The organism is Escherichia sp. 10290 (assembly GCF_030295155.1).
In the GTDB taxonomy this organism is placed as follows: Bacteria; Pseudomonadota; Gammaproteobacteria; order Enterobacterales; family Enterobacteriaceae; genus Escherichia; species Escherichia coli_F.
The window spans coordinates 1,862,150-1,881,216 of sequence record NZ_AP025741.1 but is presented as its reverse complement, the minus strand read 5'-3'; the positions used below and the strand labels follow the sequence as shown (position 1 = coordinate 1,881,216).

14 protein-coding genes and 1 pseudogene are annotated in these 19,067 nt (G+C 47.9%); 2 read left to right on the top strand and 13 right to left on the bottom strand.

From position 1 onward, the window contains the following. Positions 1 to 51: 51 nt before the first annotated feature. Both QUE74_RS09510 and cybB read right to left on the bottom strand, forming a co-directional pair. Positions 52 to 225 (bottom strand): YdcA family protein, encoded by a 174-nt coding sequence (locus QUE74_RS09510; RefSeq protein WP_000731856.1) that lies wholly within the window; start codon positions 223 to 225, stop codon positions 52 to 54. Between the two features lie 244 nt (positions 226 to 469). Next, on the bottom strand, positions 470 to 1,000 hold the full coding sequence (gene cybB, locus QUE74_RS09505; protein ID WP_001355398.1) for a cytochrome b561: 531 nt from the start codon (positions 998 to 1,000) through the stop codon (positions 470 to 472). A gap of 188 nt (positions 1,001 to 1,188) precedes the next feature. On the opposite strand from cybB, the gene gap reads away from it, so the two are divergent. Further along, positions 1,189 to 2,190 carry a type I glyceraldehyde-3-phosphate dehydrogenase gene (gene gap, locus QUE74_RS09500; RefSeq protein WP_000048645.1) on the top strand — a complete coding sequence of 334 codons (1,002 nt, stop codon included), beginning with the start codon at positions 1,189 to 1,191 and terminating at the stop codon, positions 2,188 to 2,190. Positions 2,191 to 2,231: 41 nt separating this feature from the next. On the opposite strand, the gene aldA is transcribed toward gap, so the two are convergent. The 5 genes and pseudogenes from aldA to hrpA form a co-directional block, all read right to left on the bottom strand. Further along, positions 2,232 to 3,671 (bottom strand): aldehyde dehydrogenase, encoded by a 1,440-nt coding sequence (aldA, locus tag QUE74_RS09495; RefSeq protein WP_000115923.1) that lies wholly within the window; start codon positions 3,669 to 3,671, stop codon positions 2,232 to 2,234. Between the two features lie 195 nt (positions 3,672 to 3,866). Continuing rightward, positions 3,867 to 4,667, bottom strand: a complete 801-nt coding sequence (ydcF, locus tag QUE74_RS09490) for a DUF218 domain-containing protein YdcF (protein WP_001027936.1) — start codon at positions 4,665 to 4,667, stop codon at positions 3,867 to 3,869. Positions 4,668 to 4,782: 115 nt separating this feature from the next. After that, positions 4,783 to 4,848, bottom strand: a pseudogene (locus QUE74_RS29580) (hypothetical protein); the annotation flags it as partial. A 232-nt stretch (positions 4,849 to 5,080) separates the two neighbouring features. Beyond that, complete coding sequence (locus QUE74_RS09485) at positions 5,081 to 5,938, bottom strand: DUF2262 domain-containing protein (RefSeq protein ID WP_000365422.1); 858 nt, start codon at positions 5,936 to 5,938, stop codon at positions 5,081 to 5,083. Positions 5,939 to 6,150: 212 nt separating this feature from the next. Then, positions 6,151 to 10,053: an ATP-dependent RNA helicase HrpA gene (gene hrpA, locus QUE74_RS09480; RefSeq protein ID WP_000139586.1), complete on the bottom strand. Its 3,903-nt coding sequence runs from the start codon at positions 10,051 to 10,053 to the stop codon at positions 6,151 to 6,153. Positions 10,054 to 10,253: 200 nt separating this feature from the next. Between hrpA and azoR the strand changes: the two genes are divergently transcribed. After that, positions 10,254 to 10,859, top strand: a complete 606-nt coding sequence (azoR, locus tag QUE74_RS09475; protein WP_000048948.1) for an FMN-dependent NADH-azoreductase — start codon at positions 10,254 to 10,256, stop codon at positions 10,857 to 10,859. 53 nt (positions 10,860 to 10,912) lie between these two features. Here the strand turns inward: azoR and QUE74_RS09470 are convergent, their stop codons facing one another. The 6 genes from QUE74_RS09470 to pdxI form a co-directional block, all read right to left on the bottom strand. Continuing rightward, on the bottom strand, positions 10,913 to 12,229 hold the full coding sequence (locus QUE74_RS09470; RefSeq protein WP_000206187.1) for a phosphatase PAP2/dual specificity phosphatase family protein: 1,317 nt from the start codon (positions 12,227 to 12,229) through the stop codon (positions 10,913 to 10,915). Further along, on the bottom strand, positions 12,219 to 13,976 hold the full coding sequence (locus QUE74_RS09465) for a bifunctional alpha/beta hydrolase/class I SAM-dependent methyltransferase (protein WP_000431867.1): 1,758 nt from the start codon (positions 13,974 to 13,976) through the stop codon (positions 12,219 to 12,221). Before QUE74_RS09465 ends, QUE74_RS09470 begins: the two co-directional genes overlap by 11 nt. 15 nt (positions 13,977 to 13,991) lie before the next feature. Further along, positions 13,992 to 14,888 (bottom strand): phosphatidate cytidylyltransferase, encoded by an 897-nt coding sequence (locus QUE74_RS09460; protein ID WP_000890920.1) that lies wholly within the window; start codon positions 14,886 to 14,888, stop codon positions 13,992 to 13,994. Next, positions 14,888 to 15,493 (bottom strand): CDP-alcohol phosphatidyltransferase family protein, encoded by a 606-nt coding sequence (locus QUE74_RS09455; RefSeq protein WP_000177530.1) that lies wholly within the window; start codon positions 15,491 to 15,493, stop codon positions 14,888 to 14,890. Before QUE74_RS09455 ends, QUE74_RS09460 begins: the two co-directional genes overlap by 1 nt. Positions 15,494 to 15,663: 170 nt before the next feature. After that, complete coding sequence (locus QUE74_RS09450; protein ID WP_286332004.1) at positions 15,664 to 17,970, bottom strand: DUF2773 domain-containing bactofilin; 2,307 nt, start codon at positions 17,968 to 17,970, stop codon at positions 15,664 to 15,666. Between the two features lie 63 nt (positions 17,971 to 18,033). Then, positions 18,034 to 18,894, bottom strand: a complete 861-nt coding sequence (pdxI, locus tag QUE74_RS09445) for a pyridoxine 4-dehydrogenase (protein WP_000097814.1) — start codon at positions 18,892 to 18,894, stop codon at positions 18,034 to 18,036. Positions 18,895 to 19,067: the final 173 nt, after the last annotated feature.

Genomic DNA, 19,067 nt, shown 5'->3' with positions numbered 1-19,067 from the left:
GAAACCTCATAGGATGCCTGCGGGTGCCTGTACTGCCCCCCTTTTTACGCTTCAGTTAGTGCATGTTTTTTTCGATGCACTAATAGAACCATCATTACAGACAAATTTGCCGCCTGCTGTACAGTGAGAGATCCCCCCTTTCGAACCAGAGCAGGGTTTGCGCCCGGCATCGGCATAAAAGGAAACAAGCGCTCCCATAACCAAGATAAGTGCCAATTTTTTCATATAACCTCCATGGTTTATCGAATCTTATGTTCGATTTGAACGTTATACGCTGGTTTATTTTGATACCGTTGATGAGATCAAAGAACGGGTGAATTGATTAAAGATAAGCCAGATGGGCATATGGACAAGGATTATGGTTTTATTTGTCATACAAATAAATATAATAGGCGCTTCCGATGTAGGCCCGTATTCTTCGCCTGTACCACGGGTCGGTTTTAGTACAGGCGTTTTCTTTAAATATCCTTCAGGAACGTTTACGCGGCATCATGCGTAGAAGTGTGTTGTCCTTCCAGAAATAGTGGTGTGCCAGTGCAGCCGCAGCGTGCAACCCGATGACAAAATATCCCAGATTCGCCAGCGTCTCATGCCACCACTTTAAGCTATCAACCCGTTCGAAATTGGCCTCTGCTGCGTAAGGCATTGTCATACCAAACGCAAACCATGGGTTGCCCCGGTTATACATCATCACCAAACCAATCACTGGTAGCGCAATAAACAGGAGATAAATCACCAAATGTCCCAAATGTGCCAGTCCCGTCATCATCGGTTTTGGTTTAGGTACAATCGGCGGAGTTGGGTATTTAAGCCTTAACAAAAGACGAACAACCATCAGCACGAGAATTGAGATGCCACAGGAAACATGAATCATGTTGATGAGCGGCCGATCGCTACGTGGGAAGAAACCACGAAACTCCATTGCGCAATACGCTGCGATAACCAGCAAAAAGACCAGCCAGTGAATGCCGATTTGTAACCTTGAATATTTACTTTCCATAACATTTCCTGCTTTAACATAATTTTCCGTTAACATAACGAGCTTTTCTTAAAATTTCATTAAATTTTGTTCACCCGTTTTCAGTACGTTACGTTTCACGGCAAGAATGTAGATTGCCCATCCCGCCATCCTGGTCTAAGCCTGGAAAGGATCAATTTTCATCCGAACGTTCCTGACAGGAGAAGACCATGAGTAAAGTTGGTATTAACGGTTTTGGTCGTATCGGTCGACTGGTGTTGCGTCGATTACTTGAAGTCAAAAGCAACATAGACATTGTCGCTATTAATGATCTCACTTCCCCAAAAATTCTCGCCTACCTGCTGAAACATGATTCAAACTACGGACCGTTCCCCTGGAGCGTTGATTTTACGGAAGATTCACTTATCGTTGATGGAAAAAGTATCGCGGTTTACGCCGAAAAAGAGGCTAAAAATATTCCATGGAAAGCGAAAGGCGCAGAAATCATTGTCGAATGTACTGGCTTTTATACCTCCGCCGAGAAATCGCAGGCGCACCTTGATGCTGGTGCGAAGAAGGTGTTGATTTCCGCCCCTGCCGGTGAAATGAAAACCATCGTTTATAACGTCAATGACGACACACTGGATGGCAACGACACCATTGTTTCCGTGGCGTCATGCACCACTAACTGTCTTGCACCGATGGCCAAAGCCTTGCACGACAGTTTCGGAATAGAAGTCGGCACGATGACGACCATTCATGCCTATACTGGCACCCAGTCACTGGTGGATGGCCCGCGAGGTAAAGATCTACGCGCTTCACGTGCAGCGGCAGAAAATATCATTCCCCACACTACAGGCGCGGCAAAAGCCATTGGTCTGGTGATCCCAGAACTGAGCGGCAAACTGAAAGGTCATGCGCAACGCGTACCCGTGAAAACAGGTTCGGTGACTGAACTGGTGTCTATTCTTGGAAAAAAAGTGACTGCCGAAGAGGTGAACAACGCGCTTAAAAACGCGACAAACAATAACGAGTCATTTGGTTATACCGATGAAGAAATAGTCTCTTCTGATATCATTGGCAGCCATTTCGGGTCGGTGTTTGATGCCACGCAAACCGAAATTACCGCCGTGGGCGATTTACAGCTGGTGAAAACGGTCGCCTGGTATGATAACGAATATGGCTTCGTCACGCAGCTTATTCGCACCCTCGAAAAATTCGCTAAACTCTGACGAGCAAAGGCGGAGGGAAAAGCCTCCGCCTCTTTCACTCATTACGACTGTAAATAAACCACCTGGGTCTGCAGGTATTCATGCAAGCCATGTTTGCCATCTGCGCCGCCAATACCGGATTTACGCCATCCGGCGTGGAATCCTTGCATAGCTTCGAAGTTTTCACGGTTGATGTAAGTTTCACCAAACTTCAGCCCTTTAATAGCTTTCATCGCGACGTTCAGATTTTGGGTATAGAGTGATGAGGTCAGGCCGTAATCACTGTCATTAGCCATTGCGATAGCCTCTTCCAGCGTGTCAAATGCGACCACTGGCAGCACCGGGCCAAAGGTTTCCTCGTGCATAATCGACATTTCCTGACGAACATCCAGCAGCAAAGTCGGCGGATAATAATATCCTTTCCCCTCAACCGCTTTGCCCCCCAACGCTACCCTCGCCCCCTCTTCGACTGCGCGCGCCACTTTTTGCTCGACCCTTTCCAGCGCCGCGGCGTTAATCAACGGCCCCATCGCAATGTCGTTGCGTTCAGCGGGGTTACCAAATTGAACCGCCTGCATCGCTTCACCCAGCCGATTGACGAAATGATCATAAATGCCTTTCTGTACATAAACACGTTCTGCACAGTTACACACTTGCCCACTATTAATGACGCGTGAATCAACGATGGCTTTGACTGCCAGTTCAAGATCGGCATCGTCCATTACGATAGCTGGTGCTTTACCACCCAATTCCAGACACACTTTTGTGATATTTTTTGCTGCAGTCGCCATGATCTTTTCACCTGCAGAGACGCTGCCTGTCATACTGACCATTGCGACCTTTGGGTTACCCGCCAGTTCTTGCCCAACGGTTTCACCACGCCCCAGCACAAGGTTAAACACACCGCGTGGAAGGCCTATTTCATCGACAATTTTGGCAAAAGCAATCGCATTGTTTGGCGTAAATTCACTGGGTTTAATGACGATAGTATTACCGGTCAAAAGAGCGGGAGCCATTTTGCGGGCAATGAGGAAGAACGGGAAGTTCCACGGCAGAATGCCGGTAGTCACGCCAAGCGCACGTTTAAAGAGAAGAATATTTTCTCCTGGACGATCGCTTTGAATAATCTCACCTTCGTAACGCCGCGCCCACTCTGCCATGTAATCGATATAATCCGCAGTAAATGCTACCTCAACTTCGGCCAGCTGCTGGATCTTGCCCCCTTCTTCAACAATCAGCGCACTGATTTCACTGGCGCGTTCGCGGATCCCGACGGCGATTTTGCGTAACCAACTGGCGCGTTCAATGGCAGGCAATGCTTCCCATTCTGGCTGCGCGCGCTCTGCGGCGTCGATTGCTTTGCGAGCATCTTCAGCCTGACCATCGGGAATGCGGGAAATCACCGCCTCTGTTGCGGGGTTAACCACATCAATCCATGCGTCTCCACGCCAGGTAACAAACTGTCCATCTATATACATAGGATGTTGAACGGGTACTGACATGGGCGACTCCTGTGATTTATATGTTTGTTTTTGGTAAATGTATTGTTAATTAACATCAATCATCATAGAGACGGCATCGTGAAAGGACAATTCTGTGAAGGGCTTCATAAAAAGAAGGGTAAAAGGAATAAAAGGCAGAAAAAAAAGTAAGGAGTCATGCCCGTTTGCAAACAGTTGTTCTCAAACGGGCAATTTTCAACGTAGCGAGCGACTTTCCATCGCCTCGATAAGCACAGCATCGTGTTTCAGCGTTTGCCATGCCTGGGTGACTTCTGCAGGAAAATCAACGTGAACGATAAAATCTCGCCCACGGGGACCATAGCCATCACTATCATCGCGTAAACGTGGCATCTCACCGGTAAGCAGTGATAGATAACGCTCAACCGGCCATAATCCTTCTAACTGGTTAATAAAGATTACACTGTCTTCGTTATTTCCCAACTGAGGAACGAATCCGGGATAACTTAACCAACGAGGTGCGTCTGGATTGTCACCGGTAATACGACGGAACGTCGCCATTGTGCGCCGCTGCATGGTGGGATCCTGTACAACAATAGCGGTGTGAACTCGTTCTACGGCCTGATTCAGTAGAGCAATGCTAAAGCGTGCGTTTTCACCGCAGTTTGTTGACTGGTCTTCAATCCAGATTTTTTCATGCGGAATGTGCCAGAACTGATGAGCGATATCCGCCAGGATGGTAGCTTCTGCTCTGCCAGTGGTGCGGATAGTGTTGTAGTGCGGATGCTGTGCGATGGCGCTATACAAAAAAGTTGTCGAGTGACCGATACCACCACTAATCAGTAGAGGAATTTGCTGATCGCGGGCAATCTTACATGCCGCATCGATAGTCGGCATAACCGCATTGCCTGCAAGGATCACGCAATCGGCCTGATACGGCACCTCACCGGAGAAATCATCCTGCGCCAGCCACTGACCGATAACATTTATGGCATCTATGGTTGCCGGCGAAAGCGTCGGAAACGGGGTAATGTTCATGGTTCCTCCTTATCGTTCCCTTAAGAATACTGCGTGAGATAATAATGAGAAGCGGAGCACTCTGAAAGGAAGATGATGCTTTTTCTATCGCGCCATCGCGAACCAGACACTGGTTTTAGTCATACTGTATTTGCGGAGAAACTGTTGATAAAACATCAATAACATAATGTTCTATCATTTTTAAATGACAGATAATCTGGTGTGATATTTATATAATATTCATTCTTATATTTCTCAATCAAGGGAACATTTGGTATCCAGTGTATCATCCTCATCAACCAGATGTGTTATAAGCACTTTACCTCGTTAATTTTAATATTACGAGTTACAGGACAAAACATCACTCGCATTTAGTCCAGTAACTCGTAGTAGCCAGAGTATACATACCCATTGATAAAATGCCTGGCAATAAATTAACCCGCTATACTCGCACTCGTCGGCCCTGTTTCAATACTACCCACAATATCAATAATGTGACCCCAGAACATATCATCATCGTTATAATATAATGAATAATCTCCATTATAATCCATAGCCAACTCAACAAGATTTATTCTGCTAACAAACATATCTTCTGTAATTTCTTCATCTTCTTCATCTTGAAGCCAGTCATTGGCCAATTCAGTTAATTGTTCTGCAGCATATTGGCGGAACTCCTGATCTTTTTGTTGCATATGACTACATAAAAATCGCAGATTTTCAAAAGCCTGTTGCCAGGTATATCTATCATTCTTATCTACTTCCATAGATACAGAAATATTCTGATCATTCCATTTCACTTCCCCGCTAAAACAGGAGTAGTCTTTATTAAGCACGAAAGTCCCCAATTGCTGATCTTCAACAACAACTGGTTTGCGATATTCTTTCTGAATATTGAGCAGTTCCTCACACTGAACATGACTTTCAAGAACCTCAAGAACATAAAACCGATTATAAAACTCGGCTAACTTTCCTTCCGGCACGGTCCTGTCAATCAAATCTCGTACTCTCAGGCGATATATACCACCAGACTGCATATTAAACGGCCACGCACAGCCTTGAGTTTTCTCATTTTCTTCTGTTATCAACCAGTTGAGTCGTCCATCTCCAACGTGAATTTCTCCCGTAGTCAGACTCTTCCAGGCGAGTAAGTGTTCAACCGCTGTCCAGTAATTATCACCGTTACTCTTACCCGCGCCACCGCCAGTATCACTAAGAAGAACGATAATTTCTTCTTCTGTATCTTTAAATGTATGACTAAATTTTTTGTATTCTTCAGAATTTAAGTCCATTTTTGCCCCGGTGAAAAATAAATTTGATCAATAACATTGAGTGCCGCAGTAAAGAATGTGTTATCGATAATTCAAAAATGACTGCGTACGCCACAAGCCTACTCCCCACGCGACGTAAGGAGTACCGCCCTTGCTATTTTTCAGAATTCATAAAGAAAAAACCCGGCGCTAAATGCTGACCGGGTTTTAGATTTATCAGGTAAATAGCAGGATTAACCGCTAATCTGCTCCATCGCCTGCAAAATACGCTTATCCGAAATCGGATAAGGCGTACCAAGTTGTTGAGCGAAGTAGCTGACGCGCAGCTCTTCTATCATCCAGCGGATCTCTTTTACGTCTTCATCTTCACGACGTGCTGGCGGCAGTTTGTTGATCCACTGCTGCCACGCCTGCTGGACATTTTCGACTTTCAGCATCTGGGCGCGGTCGCGATGTGGATCAACCGCCAGTTTTTCCAGACGTTTTTCAATCGCCTGTAAATAACGCAGCGTGTCGCCCAGCCGTTTAAAACCGTTGCCAGTGACAAAACCGCGATACACCAGCCCGCCCATCTGCGCTTTAATGTCAGAAAGCCCCAGCGCCATGGTCATATCCACCCGTCCTTTCAGGCGTTTGTTGATATTGAACACTGCCGTAAGGATTTGCTCGACCTGCTTCGCAATATCCACCACCGTGTCGTTCAGTTCAGCGCGGACTTTTTCATGAAGCGCGGCAAAGCCTTCTTCCGTCCAGACCGGGCCGCCCGCCTCATCAATCAACTTATCAACACCGCAGGAGATGCAGTCGTCAATGAGATCCAGCACTTTACCGTACGGGTTAAAGTAGAGACCCAGCTTCGCTTTGTTCGGCAGTTTCTCATGCAGATATTTAATTGGCGACGGAATGTTCAGCAACAGCAAGCGACGCAAACCACGCCACATAGCCTGCTGTTGTTCCTGCGGGTTATCAAAAAGCTTAATCGCTACGCTGTCACGCTCATCCACCAGCGCAGGCCAGGCCTTCACTTTGTAGTTGCCACGTTTCTGCTCGTAGTGATCCGGTAAATTACCGAAGCTCCAGATATGTAACCCGCTTTGCTCAATACCATCATCGGCAACGGCGGAAAGCGTTTCCTGCACTTTGCCTTTCAGGGCGTCTTTCAGATCCTGTAATGAGCGCCCTTCTTTTAGCTTCTTATTTTTGTCGTCCACCACGCGGAAGGTGATTTTCAGGTGATCGGGCACCTGATCCCAGTGCCAGTCTTCGCGGTCAACGGTAACGCCGGTCATCCGCCGTAGCTCGCGCTCAAGGCTGTCGAGCAACGGCAGTTCCAACGGCGTGACGCGACCTAAAAACGCTTCGGCGTAGTTTGGCGCGGGTACAAAATTACGCCGTACCGGTTTCGGCAACGATTTGATTAGAGCAATCACCAGTTCACGGCGCAGGCCTGGGATCTGCCACTCAAACCCGCTTTCCTCAACCTGGTTAAGTAACGGCAGCGGAATATGCACGGTCACACCGTCAGCATCCGCCCCCGGCTCAAACTGATAGCTTAAACGCAGCTTGAGATTGCCCTGATGCCAGAAGTTCGGGTAATCCAGCTTGCTGATTTTTTCCGCCCCTTCTTTGATCAACATGCTCTTTTCAAAGTTGAGCAAATCAGGTGTTTCGCGGCTGACTTTTTTCCACCAACTATCAAAGTGTCGTGAGGAGATCACATCGTGGCTGATGCGCTGGTCGTAAAATTCAAACAACGTTTCGTCATCCACCAGAATATCGCGGCGACGTGATTTGTGTTCCAGTTCTTCCACTTCTGCCCGTAGTTTCAGGTTTTCACGGAAGAATGCGTGACGCGTCTGCCAGTCACCTTCCACCAGCGCGTGGCGAATAAAAAGTTCACGACACAGCGCAGGATCAATCTGGCTGTAGTTGACCTTACGCGCAGCAACAATCGGCAACCCGTAAACGGTGACTTTTTCAGTTGCCATCACCGCGCCCTGCGCCCGTTCCCAGTGCGGTTCGCTGTAGGAGCATTTAATCAAATGCTGGGCAACTGGCTCTACCCATTCCGGATCGATGCGTGCCGCAATGCGCCCCCACAGGCGGCTGGTTTCTACCAGTTCCGCCACCATTGCCCATTTCGGCGGCTTCTTGAATAAACCAGAACCGGGGAAGATGGAGAAACGCGCGTTACGTGCGCCGGTATATTCCTGTTTATCGGCATCTTTCATGCCGATATGCGAAAGCAAACCTGTCAGTAAGGCGATGTGAATTTCGCGATACTCCGCCGGTTCGCTGTTAACCGGAATGCCAAGTTCTTTCACCACCTGGCGCAACTGGGTGTAGATATCCTGCCATTCGCGCACGCGCAGATAGTTAAGGTAATCGGTACGGCACAGGCGACGGAAGGCGTTTGAAGAGAGCGCCTTTTGCTGCTCGCCGAGATAATTCCACAGATTTACAAACGCCAGGAAGTCGGATTCTTTATCGTGAAAGCGACGATGTTTTTCGTCCGATGCCTGCTGCTTGTCCATTGGCCGCTCACGCGGGTCCTGAATAGAGAGCGCGGAAGTGATAATCATCGCCTCACGCACGCAGCCATGTTTCTGCGCTTCCAGCACCATTCGCGCCAGACGAGGATCGACTGGCAGTTGCGAGAGCTGGCGACCGAGCGGCGTCAGTTTATAGGCGCTGGCCTGTTCATCAGTGGTGATCGCGCCCAGCTCTTCGAGCAGACGCACGCCATCCTGGATATTGCGTTTATCCGGCGCTTCTACAAACGGGAACGCAGCGATATCGCCCAGCCCCAGCGCGGTCATCTGCAAAATAACCGAGGCCAGGTTGGTACGCAGAATCTCCGGATCGGTAAACTCCGGGCGCGAGAGGAAATCGTCTTCGGAATAAAGACGAATGCAGATCCCTTCTGACACACGACCACAGCGGCCTTTACGCTGATTAGCTGAAGCCTGCGAAATGGGCTCAATCGGCAGACGCTGCACTTTGGTGCGATAGCTGTAGCGGCTGATACGCGCCGTACCTGGGTCGATAACGTATTTAATCCCCGGCACAGTCAGCGAGGTTTCCGCGACGTTAGTCGCCAGCACAATGCGCCGTCCGCTGTGCGACTGGAAGACGCGGTTCTGCTCGCTGTTCGAAAGCCGTGCATAAAGCGGAAGAATTTCCGTATGGCGTAAGTTCAGCTTGTTCAGCGCATCGGCGGTATCGCGAATTTCTCGCTCGCCGCTCATAAAAATCAGAATGTCGCCAGGGCTTTCCTGGCTCAGTTCATCTACGGCATCGAAAATCGCCTGCAACTGGTCGCGCTCGGTGTCATCAGCTTCTTCAACAATCGGGCGATAACGCACCTCCACCGGATAGGTACGACCGGAGACTTCGATAATCGGCGCATTATTAAAGTGGCGCGAAAAGCGTTCCGGGTCGATAGTCGCGGAAGTGATAATGATTTTTAGGTCAGGACGCCGCGGCAGTAACTCTTTCAAATAACCGAGGAGAAAATCGATATTCAGGCTACGTTCGTGCGCTTCGTCAATAATGATAGTGTCGTACTGCATCAGCAGGCGGTCTTGCTGGATCTCTGCCAGCAGGATACCGTCGGTCATCAGCTTGACCATCGTGTTATCACTGACGTGATCGCTGAAACGCACTTTATACCCGATGCAACCGCCCGGCTCCGTTTGCAGCTCTTCCGCAATACGGTTCGCCACCGTTCGTGCCGCCAGACGACGCGGCTGGGTATGGCCGATCAGCCCTTTAATCCCGCGGCCCAGTTCCATACAGATTTTCGGTAACTGAGTCGTTTTACCGGAACCCGTTTCCCCGGCGACGATCACCACCTGGTGATCACGGATTGCTTCGAGAATGTCCTGCTTTTTCTGACTAACCGGCAAATTGTCCGGATAAGTGATTTCCGGTCGTGCTGCTTCACGCAGCAGGACTTTCCCTGCCGCCTGGTCAATCTCTTTCGCCATCTCCTGGAAAATGGCCTGTTGTGCATCAGGATTTTTAACCTTCTTCACGCCGTGCAGACGGCGGGAAAAACGCAGTCTGTCACGCAGCATCAGCGAATCCAACCGTTGCTGCAAGGCCGTAAAGGTCAATTTTTGTTGTTCTGTCATAACGTTAGTGGGCAGTTGGCTGCCTGATTAATTTTCTTTTAAATGATAGATATAGAGTACCACATCGCGGCTTTCTATGCGTTGTTCAATAAATTCGAACATAGGCTTCGATTTATTGCGCTATCTCTGTGGCAGGATTGTGAATAAAGTGTCAACAAGCAACGGGGCATCGCCCATTCAAACATCTATAAGGAAACACCATGAGCAAGGTATTAGTTCTTAAATCCAGCATCCTGGCAGGGTACTCTCAGTCTAATCAGTTGTCCGATTATTTTGTTGAACAATGGCGCGAAAAGCACTCCGCTGATGAAATCACCGTGCGTGACCTGGCTGCAAATCCGATTCCGGTACTGGATGGCGAACTGGTTGGTGCACTGCGTCCGAGCGATGCGCCGCTGACTCCGCGTCAGCAGGAAGCTCTGGCGCTTTCCGATGAGCTGATTGCCGAGCTGAAAGCCCATGACGTTATCGTTATTGCGGCACCGATGTATAACTTCAACATCTCAACTCAGTTGAAAAACTATTTTGACCTGGTGGCACGTGCAGGCGTTACTTTCCGCTATACCGAGAACGGTCCGGAAGGTCTGGTAACGGGTAAAAAAGCCATCGTTATTACCAGCCGCGGTGGGATCCATAAAGATGGCCCAACGGATCTGGTAACGCCGTATCTGTCCACATTCCTGGGCTTTATCGGCATTACCGATGTGAAATTTGTCTTCGCCGAAGGGATCGCGTACGGCCCGGAAATGGCAGCGAAAGCGCAGTCTGACGCGAAAGCAGCCATCGACAGTATTGTTGCTGCATAACCGGACACTATTTTGATGTGGACTGTAGATATTCAGTCCACATCTCAATCCACTTACCTGTTCTCCCACAATCTCAGCATCGCTTTGTGCTCGGCTGTCAGCACAATCTGCGGGCGTCTGACGCGAATATAGTTAATCGCTTCATCAACGGTTTTACAGTGTCCGTAACATAACAGCCATGCGGCCACCACCAGCGCACTGCGCGATAATCCCAACGCGCAATGGACCAGAATGCTGCCTTGCTCTTTGCGTAATGTTTCCAGCATCGCCACGGCCTGTCGGAGCTCCCCCTCTTCCGGAACCACCAGATCCAACATAGGTACACAAAAATAGAGTCGATCTTTTGTCGCTCGTCCGCGAGGGAATTCAAAGGTGACGTCCAGAACCGCATTCTGTGCCGGAATATGTCGTGGAAACGTCCCTAAATAAACACCCGCAGTAATTTCGCTCACCGGCTCCAGCCGACGACAAAACCAGTGCATCGATATCCACATACCGATGCGCCAGGGCAATGTCAGCCAGTAAACGGCAGGCGGGAGTTTCCCCTGACTATCTTTCCCTGTTGTTATCGCGCCAAGCCCACCGTACCCACGGCCAATAATGAGTAGCGATAATACTGGCCAACATAACCAGACTGACCACCGTAACTGATTCATCATCATTAGCGTCATCAATACTATGCACGAACACGCGCCTACGACATATGGCAGTGCTATTTTGATTCGACGTTGATCAGGTATCTGGTAGTTCCAGCGACGGTCGACGGGCACCATCCAGTCAATCAACATACCTACCGCCAGCCCTGTGATGACATCAATAAAATGATGCTGCCAGGTCGTCAGCGTAGAAATAGCGATGAGTAAAAACCATCCGCCACAGACTTTACGCCACCTCACAGCCAGATGCTGACGATAGTGACGCCAAAGTAGCCAGCAGAGAATAATATGCAGCGAAGGGGACTGGTTATAAGGCAGATCAAACAGTTCAAGTTGCGAAAATAGCCATCCCGTCACCCCACTCACTTCAGGGCGGATAAAACTAAACTTCAGCGGATAGAGCAAAAAACCGCAACAGGCCATTACCGTTGCCAGAATAAGCCGGTGGACCAGTCGGCGCTGTTCGAATGTCGAGCGACAAACGAACAGCGAAAATCCATATAAAAGATCCAGACTCCAGTAAGGAACAATAGTCCAGGGAAGAAAAGGGATCGCCGTTTCCCAACCGAACACCTGACTGGGGATATCATGGTTGTTAAGATCCTGAAACGCGGTGAACTGATTAAGAAATCCATATGTGAAGAAGAAAAACGGGGCCAGCAACAATAACCAGCCAGCTCCTTGTAGCAATACGCTCCGGCGTTCAGTGGTCACGACGCACCGCCATCGAAACCGTAAAAATGCCCCACTCATCAATCCGTTGTGTGCATTTATCAAATCCGGCATTACGCACGAGCGAATCCATCTCCCCTTGCGAACGCACGCGCATTACCCACGGTTTACCATCTTTATGACTGGTTAACACCCCGGCAATCAGCTCCAGTTGTGGGTGCCACGGCTGCCCGGTGTAGATGAGAATGCCACCCGGTTCGATGGCATTGGCAAGACCAGCGAGGGAGTTTTTTACCTGCTCGTTTTCGGGAAAAAGCTCATACAGGCCAGAGACAATCGCCAACGTAGGCCGCGGAGTTAACGCGCTGAGTTCTGCCGTATTAAACGCATCGCCCTGTTCAAAACGCGCCCGCCCAGACATTCCCTTTTGGGCAATCATCTCTTGCCCCTGTGCAACATTTAACTCACTGTAATCACGTAACAAAATATCGCTTACGGCAGGCTCGTTTGCCAGCGCATCCAGTACATAGCGCCCATGCCCTGCGGCAATGTCAACCACGCGGACGGCTAAACCTTTGGCGTGGAGATCGGCAACGGCTTGTTTAATCAGCATTTGTAAATGGGCTTTGCGCTGGCGAATACCGCGCCAGCCAACACTGTTCAGGTAGATTTTGTCGATAAAACGCCCGAATGCGTTACTGCCTTGCGGTTGATTTTGATAAACATAATCCAGCGAACTGCCTGAATCAAAGCCGGTGCTCATTCCGAGATGCAGGCCCGCAGATTGCGCCCCGAACAGTTTCATCGCCTTTCGCATAAAGCGATACGCCAAATCAATCGGCGATAATGGCACGGGTCCACCAGAAAGGAGCCGCCATCGATCCGCAGATGGTCCTGTGCGCTCTTCATGCTGATAATCAAATTTTTGCGACTTGTTAGCATATAAACGGCTGATAAAACTTTGCATTTTTTCAAATGCCTGCGCCCTGTTCTCTTCACCCAACGTGTCGTGATAAAAGCCCGGCAGCAGATGCAGCTCTTTCAGAGGGCTACGTAATCTCTGATAAAAATCAATCTGCGGTTGGCGACGCACCACATAGTCATCGCCCGATATCAGAAGTTGCGTGGGGAGCGTAATCGCCGCCGCATCGCTAACAATACGTTCAGACGTTTTATAGAGATCGAGCAAGATATTGACGGCAATCGCCCGTGTGATCAGCGGATCATTATTGAAACTCGCTACCCGTTCCCAATCGTGGGTCAAATAGCGTCCTTTCACATAGGAATTAATAAAAAACAGACCACGCAGACGATGCCATAACGCCAGCGCAGGACGTGCCAGCGGCACATACAATTTAACCTTAAAGGCCGGAGAAGCCAGCACCAGCCCGCGAATAGCAGGCGCATAATCATGAACCCATGTGGCAACCAGCACTGCGCCGACGCTTTGCGCGATCACAACCACCTCTTCCAGCCCGACCTGGCTGTCGCTGGCAGCAAAACGGACAAATTCATCGACATCCTGCACTGAACGCGCAAGAGATGGGCTATAACCACGCGGCCCCGAAGTTTGTCCATGCCCTCGGGCATCCCAGGCATAAAAAGCAGTATCTGGCATCGCCAGTTCATCAACGATATGTTGTAGACGACCAGAATGTTCATGACCGCGATGAAATAAGACGATGACCTTTTTCACCCCTGGCTGTAAAGCGGGCCAGTGCCGATAAAACAACGCTGTATTATCACTGGTGGTAAAAAAATGTTCCCCAGGGATGCGTGAATTTTCCATTTTCTCTATTTTCCTTCAGTAACAGCAGTAGCGAATAAAATAAAAAAATACCGGAGCGGTGAAAATTAATGAGTCAATCCTGTCAAGGAGTCCGCCATGTCCTGGTAATAGTTTTCCACTATCTTTAACACCAATATCTCGTTTGATGGCTGACATCACTACATCGCCGCAAAAACCACTAATACCAATTAACAAACCCGCTAATAATGCCTGTAATGTATCTAGCGGTGTCAGCAACGGTCCAATAATCAGTGACGCAATCATGGTGGTGATTACGCCGCCCATCAGACCTTCCAATGTTTTTCCCGGGCTGACTTTAGGGACCACTTTTCTTCTGCCGCAGGATTTTCCCCATAAATACTGTGCAATATCGTTTGACTCGGTTAATGCCAAAAGAAATAACACCAGTAACGCCCCGCCCTGGATATTTGTGGTTGGCAACATTAATAACCAGGCGGCATGACTCAAGGCGAAAACGGTCATTATCCAGCCACAAAAAATGGCGCTCACGGTATGCAGAAAACCAGAGGGGTCACCCACTAAAACTCGCCAGGTGGCTAATATCAGAAACCCAGCCAAAGGTATAAATAACAGAAACAGCTCAAAGCAATTAAAACCGATAAGCAAATAGTTAAGAGGAATACCCCAATATAACCAACGCGGAAAATGTACAGATATAAGCGTACAATATTCTTTCAATGCCAGAAAACTTATCAGCGCAAAAAACGTCAACGTCATCCAGCGTGGACCTGAAATCACCATTGAAAAACAAATGACGATGCCCCACCAGGTACGAATACGTAATGTAACCTCACCCCCTTTTCTCTCCGGTAACCGCCATATCAGAAAACGGTTTATCAGCGTTGCTAAAATTAACAACGCGAAAAGTGTTGCCAGAGATTTTTCCAGCATTATCTTTCAGCACTCATAAAAAGCACACTCCGACAACGATTAATCGCAGTCCAGATAAGCAGAATTGAAGCAATACTCCATAATAAATTATTCCATTGCATCCACTGGGGATAAATGGCAATGGCCAGCCCCCACAAACCAAATATTAACGCACGATCGCTTTTGCCAAATGGACCGGCATAACTGCGAATACCGTTAATCGTCTGCGCGAGTAAACCGCAAAACTCAGTCAATATGGTGCAAAATAACATGAGTATTACGAGTGATGCGTTACTTTCCGGTAAAAATAAAAACGGTAAATAAAGCGCAATATCGGAAATAACATCGCCAGTTTCGTTCAAAATCGCCCCAAGACGTGTTTGCTGATTACACTCACGCGCCATCATGCCATCCAGCGCATTGAGTGCCATACGGACAAAAAGCACGATGGGCAATAGCAAAAAAAGGATGGGGCGTGCCACCAACATCAACAGCAATCCGGTAAGAAGAGAAAGCGCCAGTGCAGCAAGAGTGATGTGATTCGCTGTAACATGGTGCTTATAAAGCCAAAACATCGTCGGCCTTAACAGCGACTGAAAGAGCGGTTTTATCTGGTAGAGCGTCATTATCAATCCTTGATAATTCGGTTTGCGCTATGGTGCATCAATTCCCCTTACGGAGATATCGCAACACGCCGCTTCATTAAAAATTCAGAATATATCAAGGTATTGGGGACTCACTGCCAGGAATGATTATCCCCAATTAATCAAATGGTTAAGAAACATTACGTTGTGGATCAATACAACTCATCAAGTTTTCTCATCGCTTGTTCCCGTATTGCGCGCGTCTTACCGTTAAGCGCCAGCTGGCGAACTAAATCCAGTTCAGGGTTAACAAGCTCTAACGCCAGCAAAGGATCACGTTTCAGCCTCGCCTTTAATACATCAACTGGAAAACGGGGATTATTCATCGCCACAATCCACCACTCGGGATCAATTTCTGCCGCCAGTGCCGCAGGGGGGGTGTGGCGGTTGCTAAGTGCGCCGAACTTGAAAAATGTGAGATTGCTTTTCGCCAGTGTACTCCACCATATACGATCCGGTTGTTTTGCCAGTACATCCAGTTGTGCTAACGCATCGGGGTCGAGTGCATAATAAACACGTAACGCTTCGTTAACCTGCGCACGGGAGCTGTTTTCCTGCCTCAGAAAAAACTTCGCCCAAATATCATTGCGTGGCGTGTTTTTCTGTAATTCTTTGAGAACAACAGCGGGTAAATTATCCCAACTAATTAATGCACTCTCTAAAAAGTCCCAGTCGTCCGAACGTATCAGAGAGGTGGCATTTAATAGCATCTGGTCATCAACTTCACCGTAGCTGATAAGCTCAGACAAAATCATATCAGCGCTGGTTTCATATGCATCTGAATCTGCTTTGGGATTATTTTTCCGATGCGATAAAGCACGTTGCCAAATTTTTTGTTTCATCGACGTGCTCAGATACTGATTTTTCGCCAGATTACTCCACCCCTCAGGATCGTTGAAACGTGTCAATAATCGTTGTAGAGCAGCGTCAGAGTGAATTACCTGCATATCCCGACAGCAAAAGTAGGCAGGGGATTTTTTCTCCATCCTTTTAACAAAATTAAACTGTAAGTTATCTGGCAATGCTAAAAATAACACACGTATTAGATCATCGTCATTCTCGAATTTTTGGTATAAATATACTGCAACTTTGTCACTCTCTTGTGGCGTCATCCGCAACAATTGACCATGGTGTTTCATCTCTGCCAGCTTTGACGCTAAGCTTGTGACAACATCGTTTGATGAATCGTTCGCCAACTGCATTGCCTGATTGTAGGTGAGTTGTCCTCCAGCACCGACCTGACGAATAGAGGGATCATCACTGCGGATATAGCCATCAATAATGGATTCGGGCAATAACCACGCATCTTTATAAAGCTCCTGAATGATCATATCCCAATCTCTTTTCGCCAGAGTCATGACGATATCCAGAGGGAGATTTTCACGTAGCGCAAGATTCAACGGACCGACACCATCAGGTAGATGACTCATTCGCGTCATTATTTCGACAGAGAGCGGTTCACGGTCGAGCAACCCCAGAACAACAGGCTGGTAACCCAATTGCTGATCGGTCAACTCCAGAATCTCATTGTCAGGCATATATCTCGCCATACTTGCAATCGTTTGTCCATCATTGCTATTAATAAGTTGTTTGCGTAGGTTAGCTGAAATTCCTTTAATCCTTGGGAGAGTTCGCATTATGGCAAGATCAAATGTCGCAATATCTCGTCCTTCAAATGCAGCAACGTTGCCTTCATCCAGCATTTGCAATTCCTGCACTAACTCAGGAGAAGGCTTAGGGCGAAACAGCGCTTCTTTTTTCATCAGATTACAGATATTCCCTGCCATGCGAATATTGCTTCGCTTAAAAATTTCTTTCAGAGCATCTTCATCATTTATTAGACCCCAATAATATGCATCAGGATTTATTATCATCAGCGCTTTTTTGACATTTTCAGTGTCATTTTTATCACTCGCACGGACCATGAATTCACTATTTGTCGAAGACGCAACAACAGGTGCAATTATGTCATTGATAAATATCCCACGCGCATTAACACTCCCCTTAATCGTAGACGGATTATCGTAATATGAATCGATAAATACCAGTCCACTTGCATTTATCGAACCGGTAATTAACAGTGGTGAATCTGTAACTATATTCGTTGCCGTCACGTTACCGAGAATAACCCATGGATTAGAAAGAGAGAAAGTGGAAATATTACCTTTGACTGTCAAATTGCCAAGAACAATCAATTTTTGATTACTCTCTATATTACCTTCTACCACTAAATCGCCACGATGCACTTTCCAGTCCGATGCAGATAAACCGAAGGGGACAAGATTCACGCTACTGTTGATAGCTTGTTCAACTTGCTGTTTATCTTCAGCGGTAGCCGCAGATAAAAATGGATTAATATCAACTGCATTTGCAACACATCGAAGTTCCGCCTGTACTGGAAGACTCAGGATAAACAGGGGAAGTAAACGTATCCAGCCGCAAATCCTGGCCTTAAACATATGCACTCCATGCCATTAAAAAAGAAACAAAAGGGAAATGCATCTTTCCCTTTTGTATATTCGTTATTCTCGCGAAATACCATCCAACGTAGACAACACGTCCGCAGAAAGATGCAATTTTTCTGCGGCCATATTCTCCCGTAAATGAGCAACAGAAGACGTTCCTGGGATCAGCAAAATATTCGGTGAACGCTGTAAAAGCCACGCCAGCGCCACCTGCATTGGTGTCGCATTAAGGCTCGTAGCAACATCGGAAAGCGTGGAGGATTGCAGTGGCGTAAAGCCCCCCAGCGGGAAGAACGGCACGTAGGCAATGCCATCATGAGCCAAAGCATCAATCATTGCGTCATCAGCACGATGAGCAATGTTGTATTCATTCTGCACACAGACGATTTCGGTAATCTTACGCGCCTCTGCAACCTGCGTCGGTGTTACATTGCTCAGGCCAATATGTTTTACCAGGCCTTGTTGTTGCATCTCTGCCAGCACGGTCAGGCTGGCTTCAATCGATCCTTCTGCTGGGCCATGACCATCCCCCATCATAACGCGCAGGTTAACCACATCCAGTACGTCCAGTCCGAGATTACGTAGATTATCGTGTACCGCTTTTTGCAACTCTGCCGGAGAAAATGCGGGCAACCAGGAGGCGTCCTCTCCACGCCGCGCCCCAATTTTAGTAACAATGGTCAGGTCGTCAGAGTAAGGATAAAGCGCTTCGCGGATAATCTGATTGGTGACGTGCGGACCATAAAAGTCACTGGTATCAATGTGATTGACGCCCAATGCTAGCGCCTCGCGCAGAACGGTTATAGCGACGTGGCGATCTCTGGGCGGGCCGAAAACCCCAGGACCTGCCAGTTGCATCGCGCCATAACCAAGACGGTTAACGGATTTTGTACCGAGAGTAAATGTGTTGCTGCTCATCGCACCCTGCCCTGTAATAAAACGAATTCAGAAAAATCAGTATAGAAATGAAAAGAGATAAATAATGCGAAGGCGTAAACAAGATTACTGGATGAGTTGCTCTATTGTCCTGAAAAACACCAAAACAAAACGCGTCAAGCGCCGCATCCGGCAATAAAAAACCGCAACCTGTA

Coding starts and splice junctions, on each gene's coding strand:
- QUE74_RS09510 (WP_000731856.1), bottom strand. CDS start 225: ATGAAAAAATTGGCACTTATCTTGGTTATGGGAGCGCTTGTTTCCTTT.
- cybB (WP_001355398.1), bottom strand. CDS start 1,000: ATGGAAAGTAAATATTCAAGGTTACAAATCGGCATTCACTGGCTGGTC.
- gap (WP_000048645.1), top strand. CDS start 1,189: ATGAGTAAAGTTGGTATTAACGGTTTTGGTCGTATCGGTCGACTGGTG.
- aldA (WP_000115923.1), bottom strand. CDS start 3,671: ATGTCAGTACCCGTTCAACATCCTATGTATATAGATGGACAGTTTGTT.
- ydcF (WP_001027936.1), bottom strand. CDS start 4,667: ATGAACATTACCCCGTTTCCGACGCTTTCGCCGGCAACCATAGATGCC.
- QUE74_RS09485 (WP_000365422.1), bottom strand. CDS start 5,938: ATGGACTTAAATTCTGAAGAATACAAAAAATTTAGTCATACATTTAAA.
- hrpA (WP_000139586.1), bottom strand. CDS start 10,053: ATGACAGAACAACAAAAATTGACCTTTACGGCCTTGCAGCAACGGTTG.
- azoR (WP_000048948.1), top strand. CDS start 10,254: ATGAGCAAGGTATTAGTTCTTAAATCCAGCATCCTGGCAGGGTACTCT.
- QUE74_RS09465 (WP_000431867.1), bottom strand. CDS start 13,976: ATGGAAAATTCACGCATCCCTGGGGAACATTTTTTTACCACCAGTGAT.
- QUE74_RS09460 (WP_000890920.1), bottom strand. CDS start 14,888: ATGCTGGAAAAATCTCTGGCAACACTTTTCGCGTTGTTAATTTTAGCA.
- QUE74_RS09455 (WP_000177530.1), bottom strand. CDS start 15,493: ATGACGCTCTACCAGATAAAACCGCTCTTTCAGTCGCTGTTAAGGCCG.
- QUE74_RS09450 (WP_286332004.1), bottom strand. CDS start 17,970: ATGTTTAAGGCCAGGATTTGCGGCTGGATACGTTTACTTCCCCTGTTT.
- pdxI (WP_000097814.1), bottom strand. CDS start 18,894: ATGAGCAGCAACACATTTACTCTCGGTACAAAATCCGTTAACCGTCTT.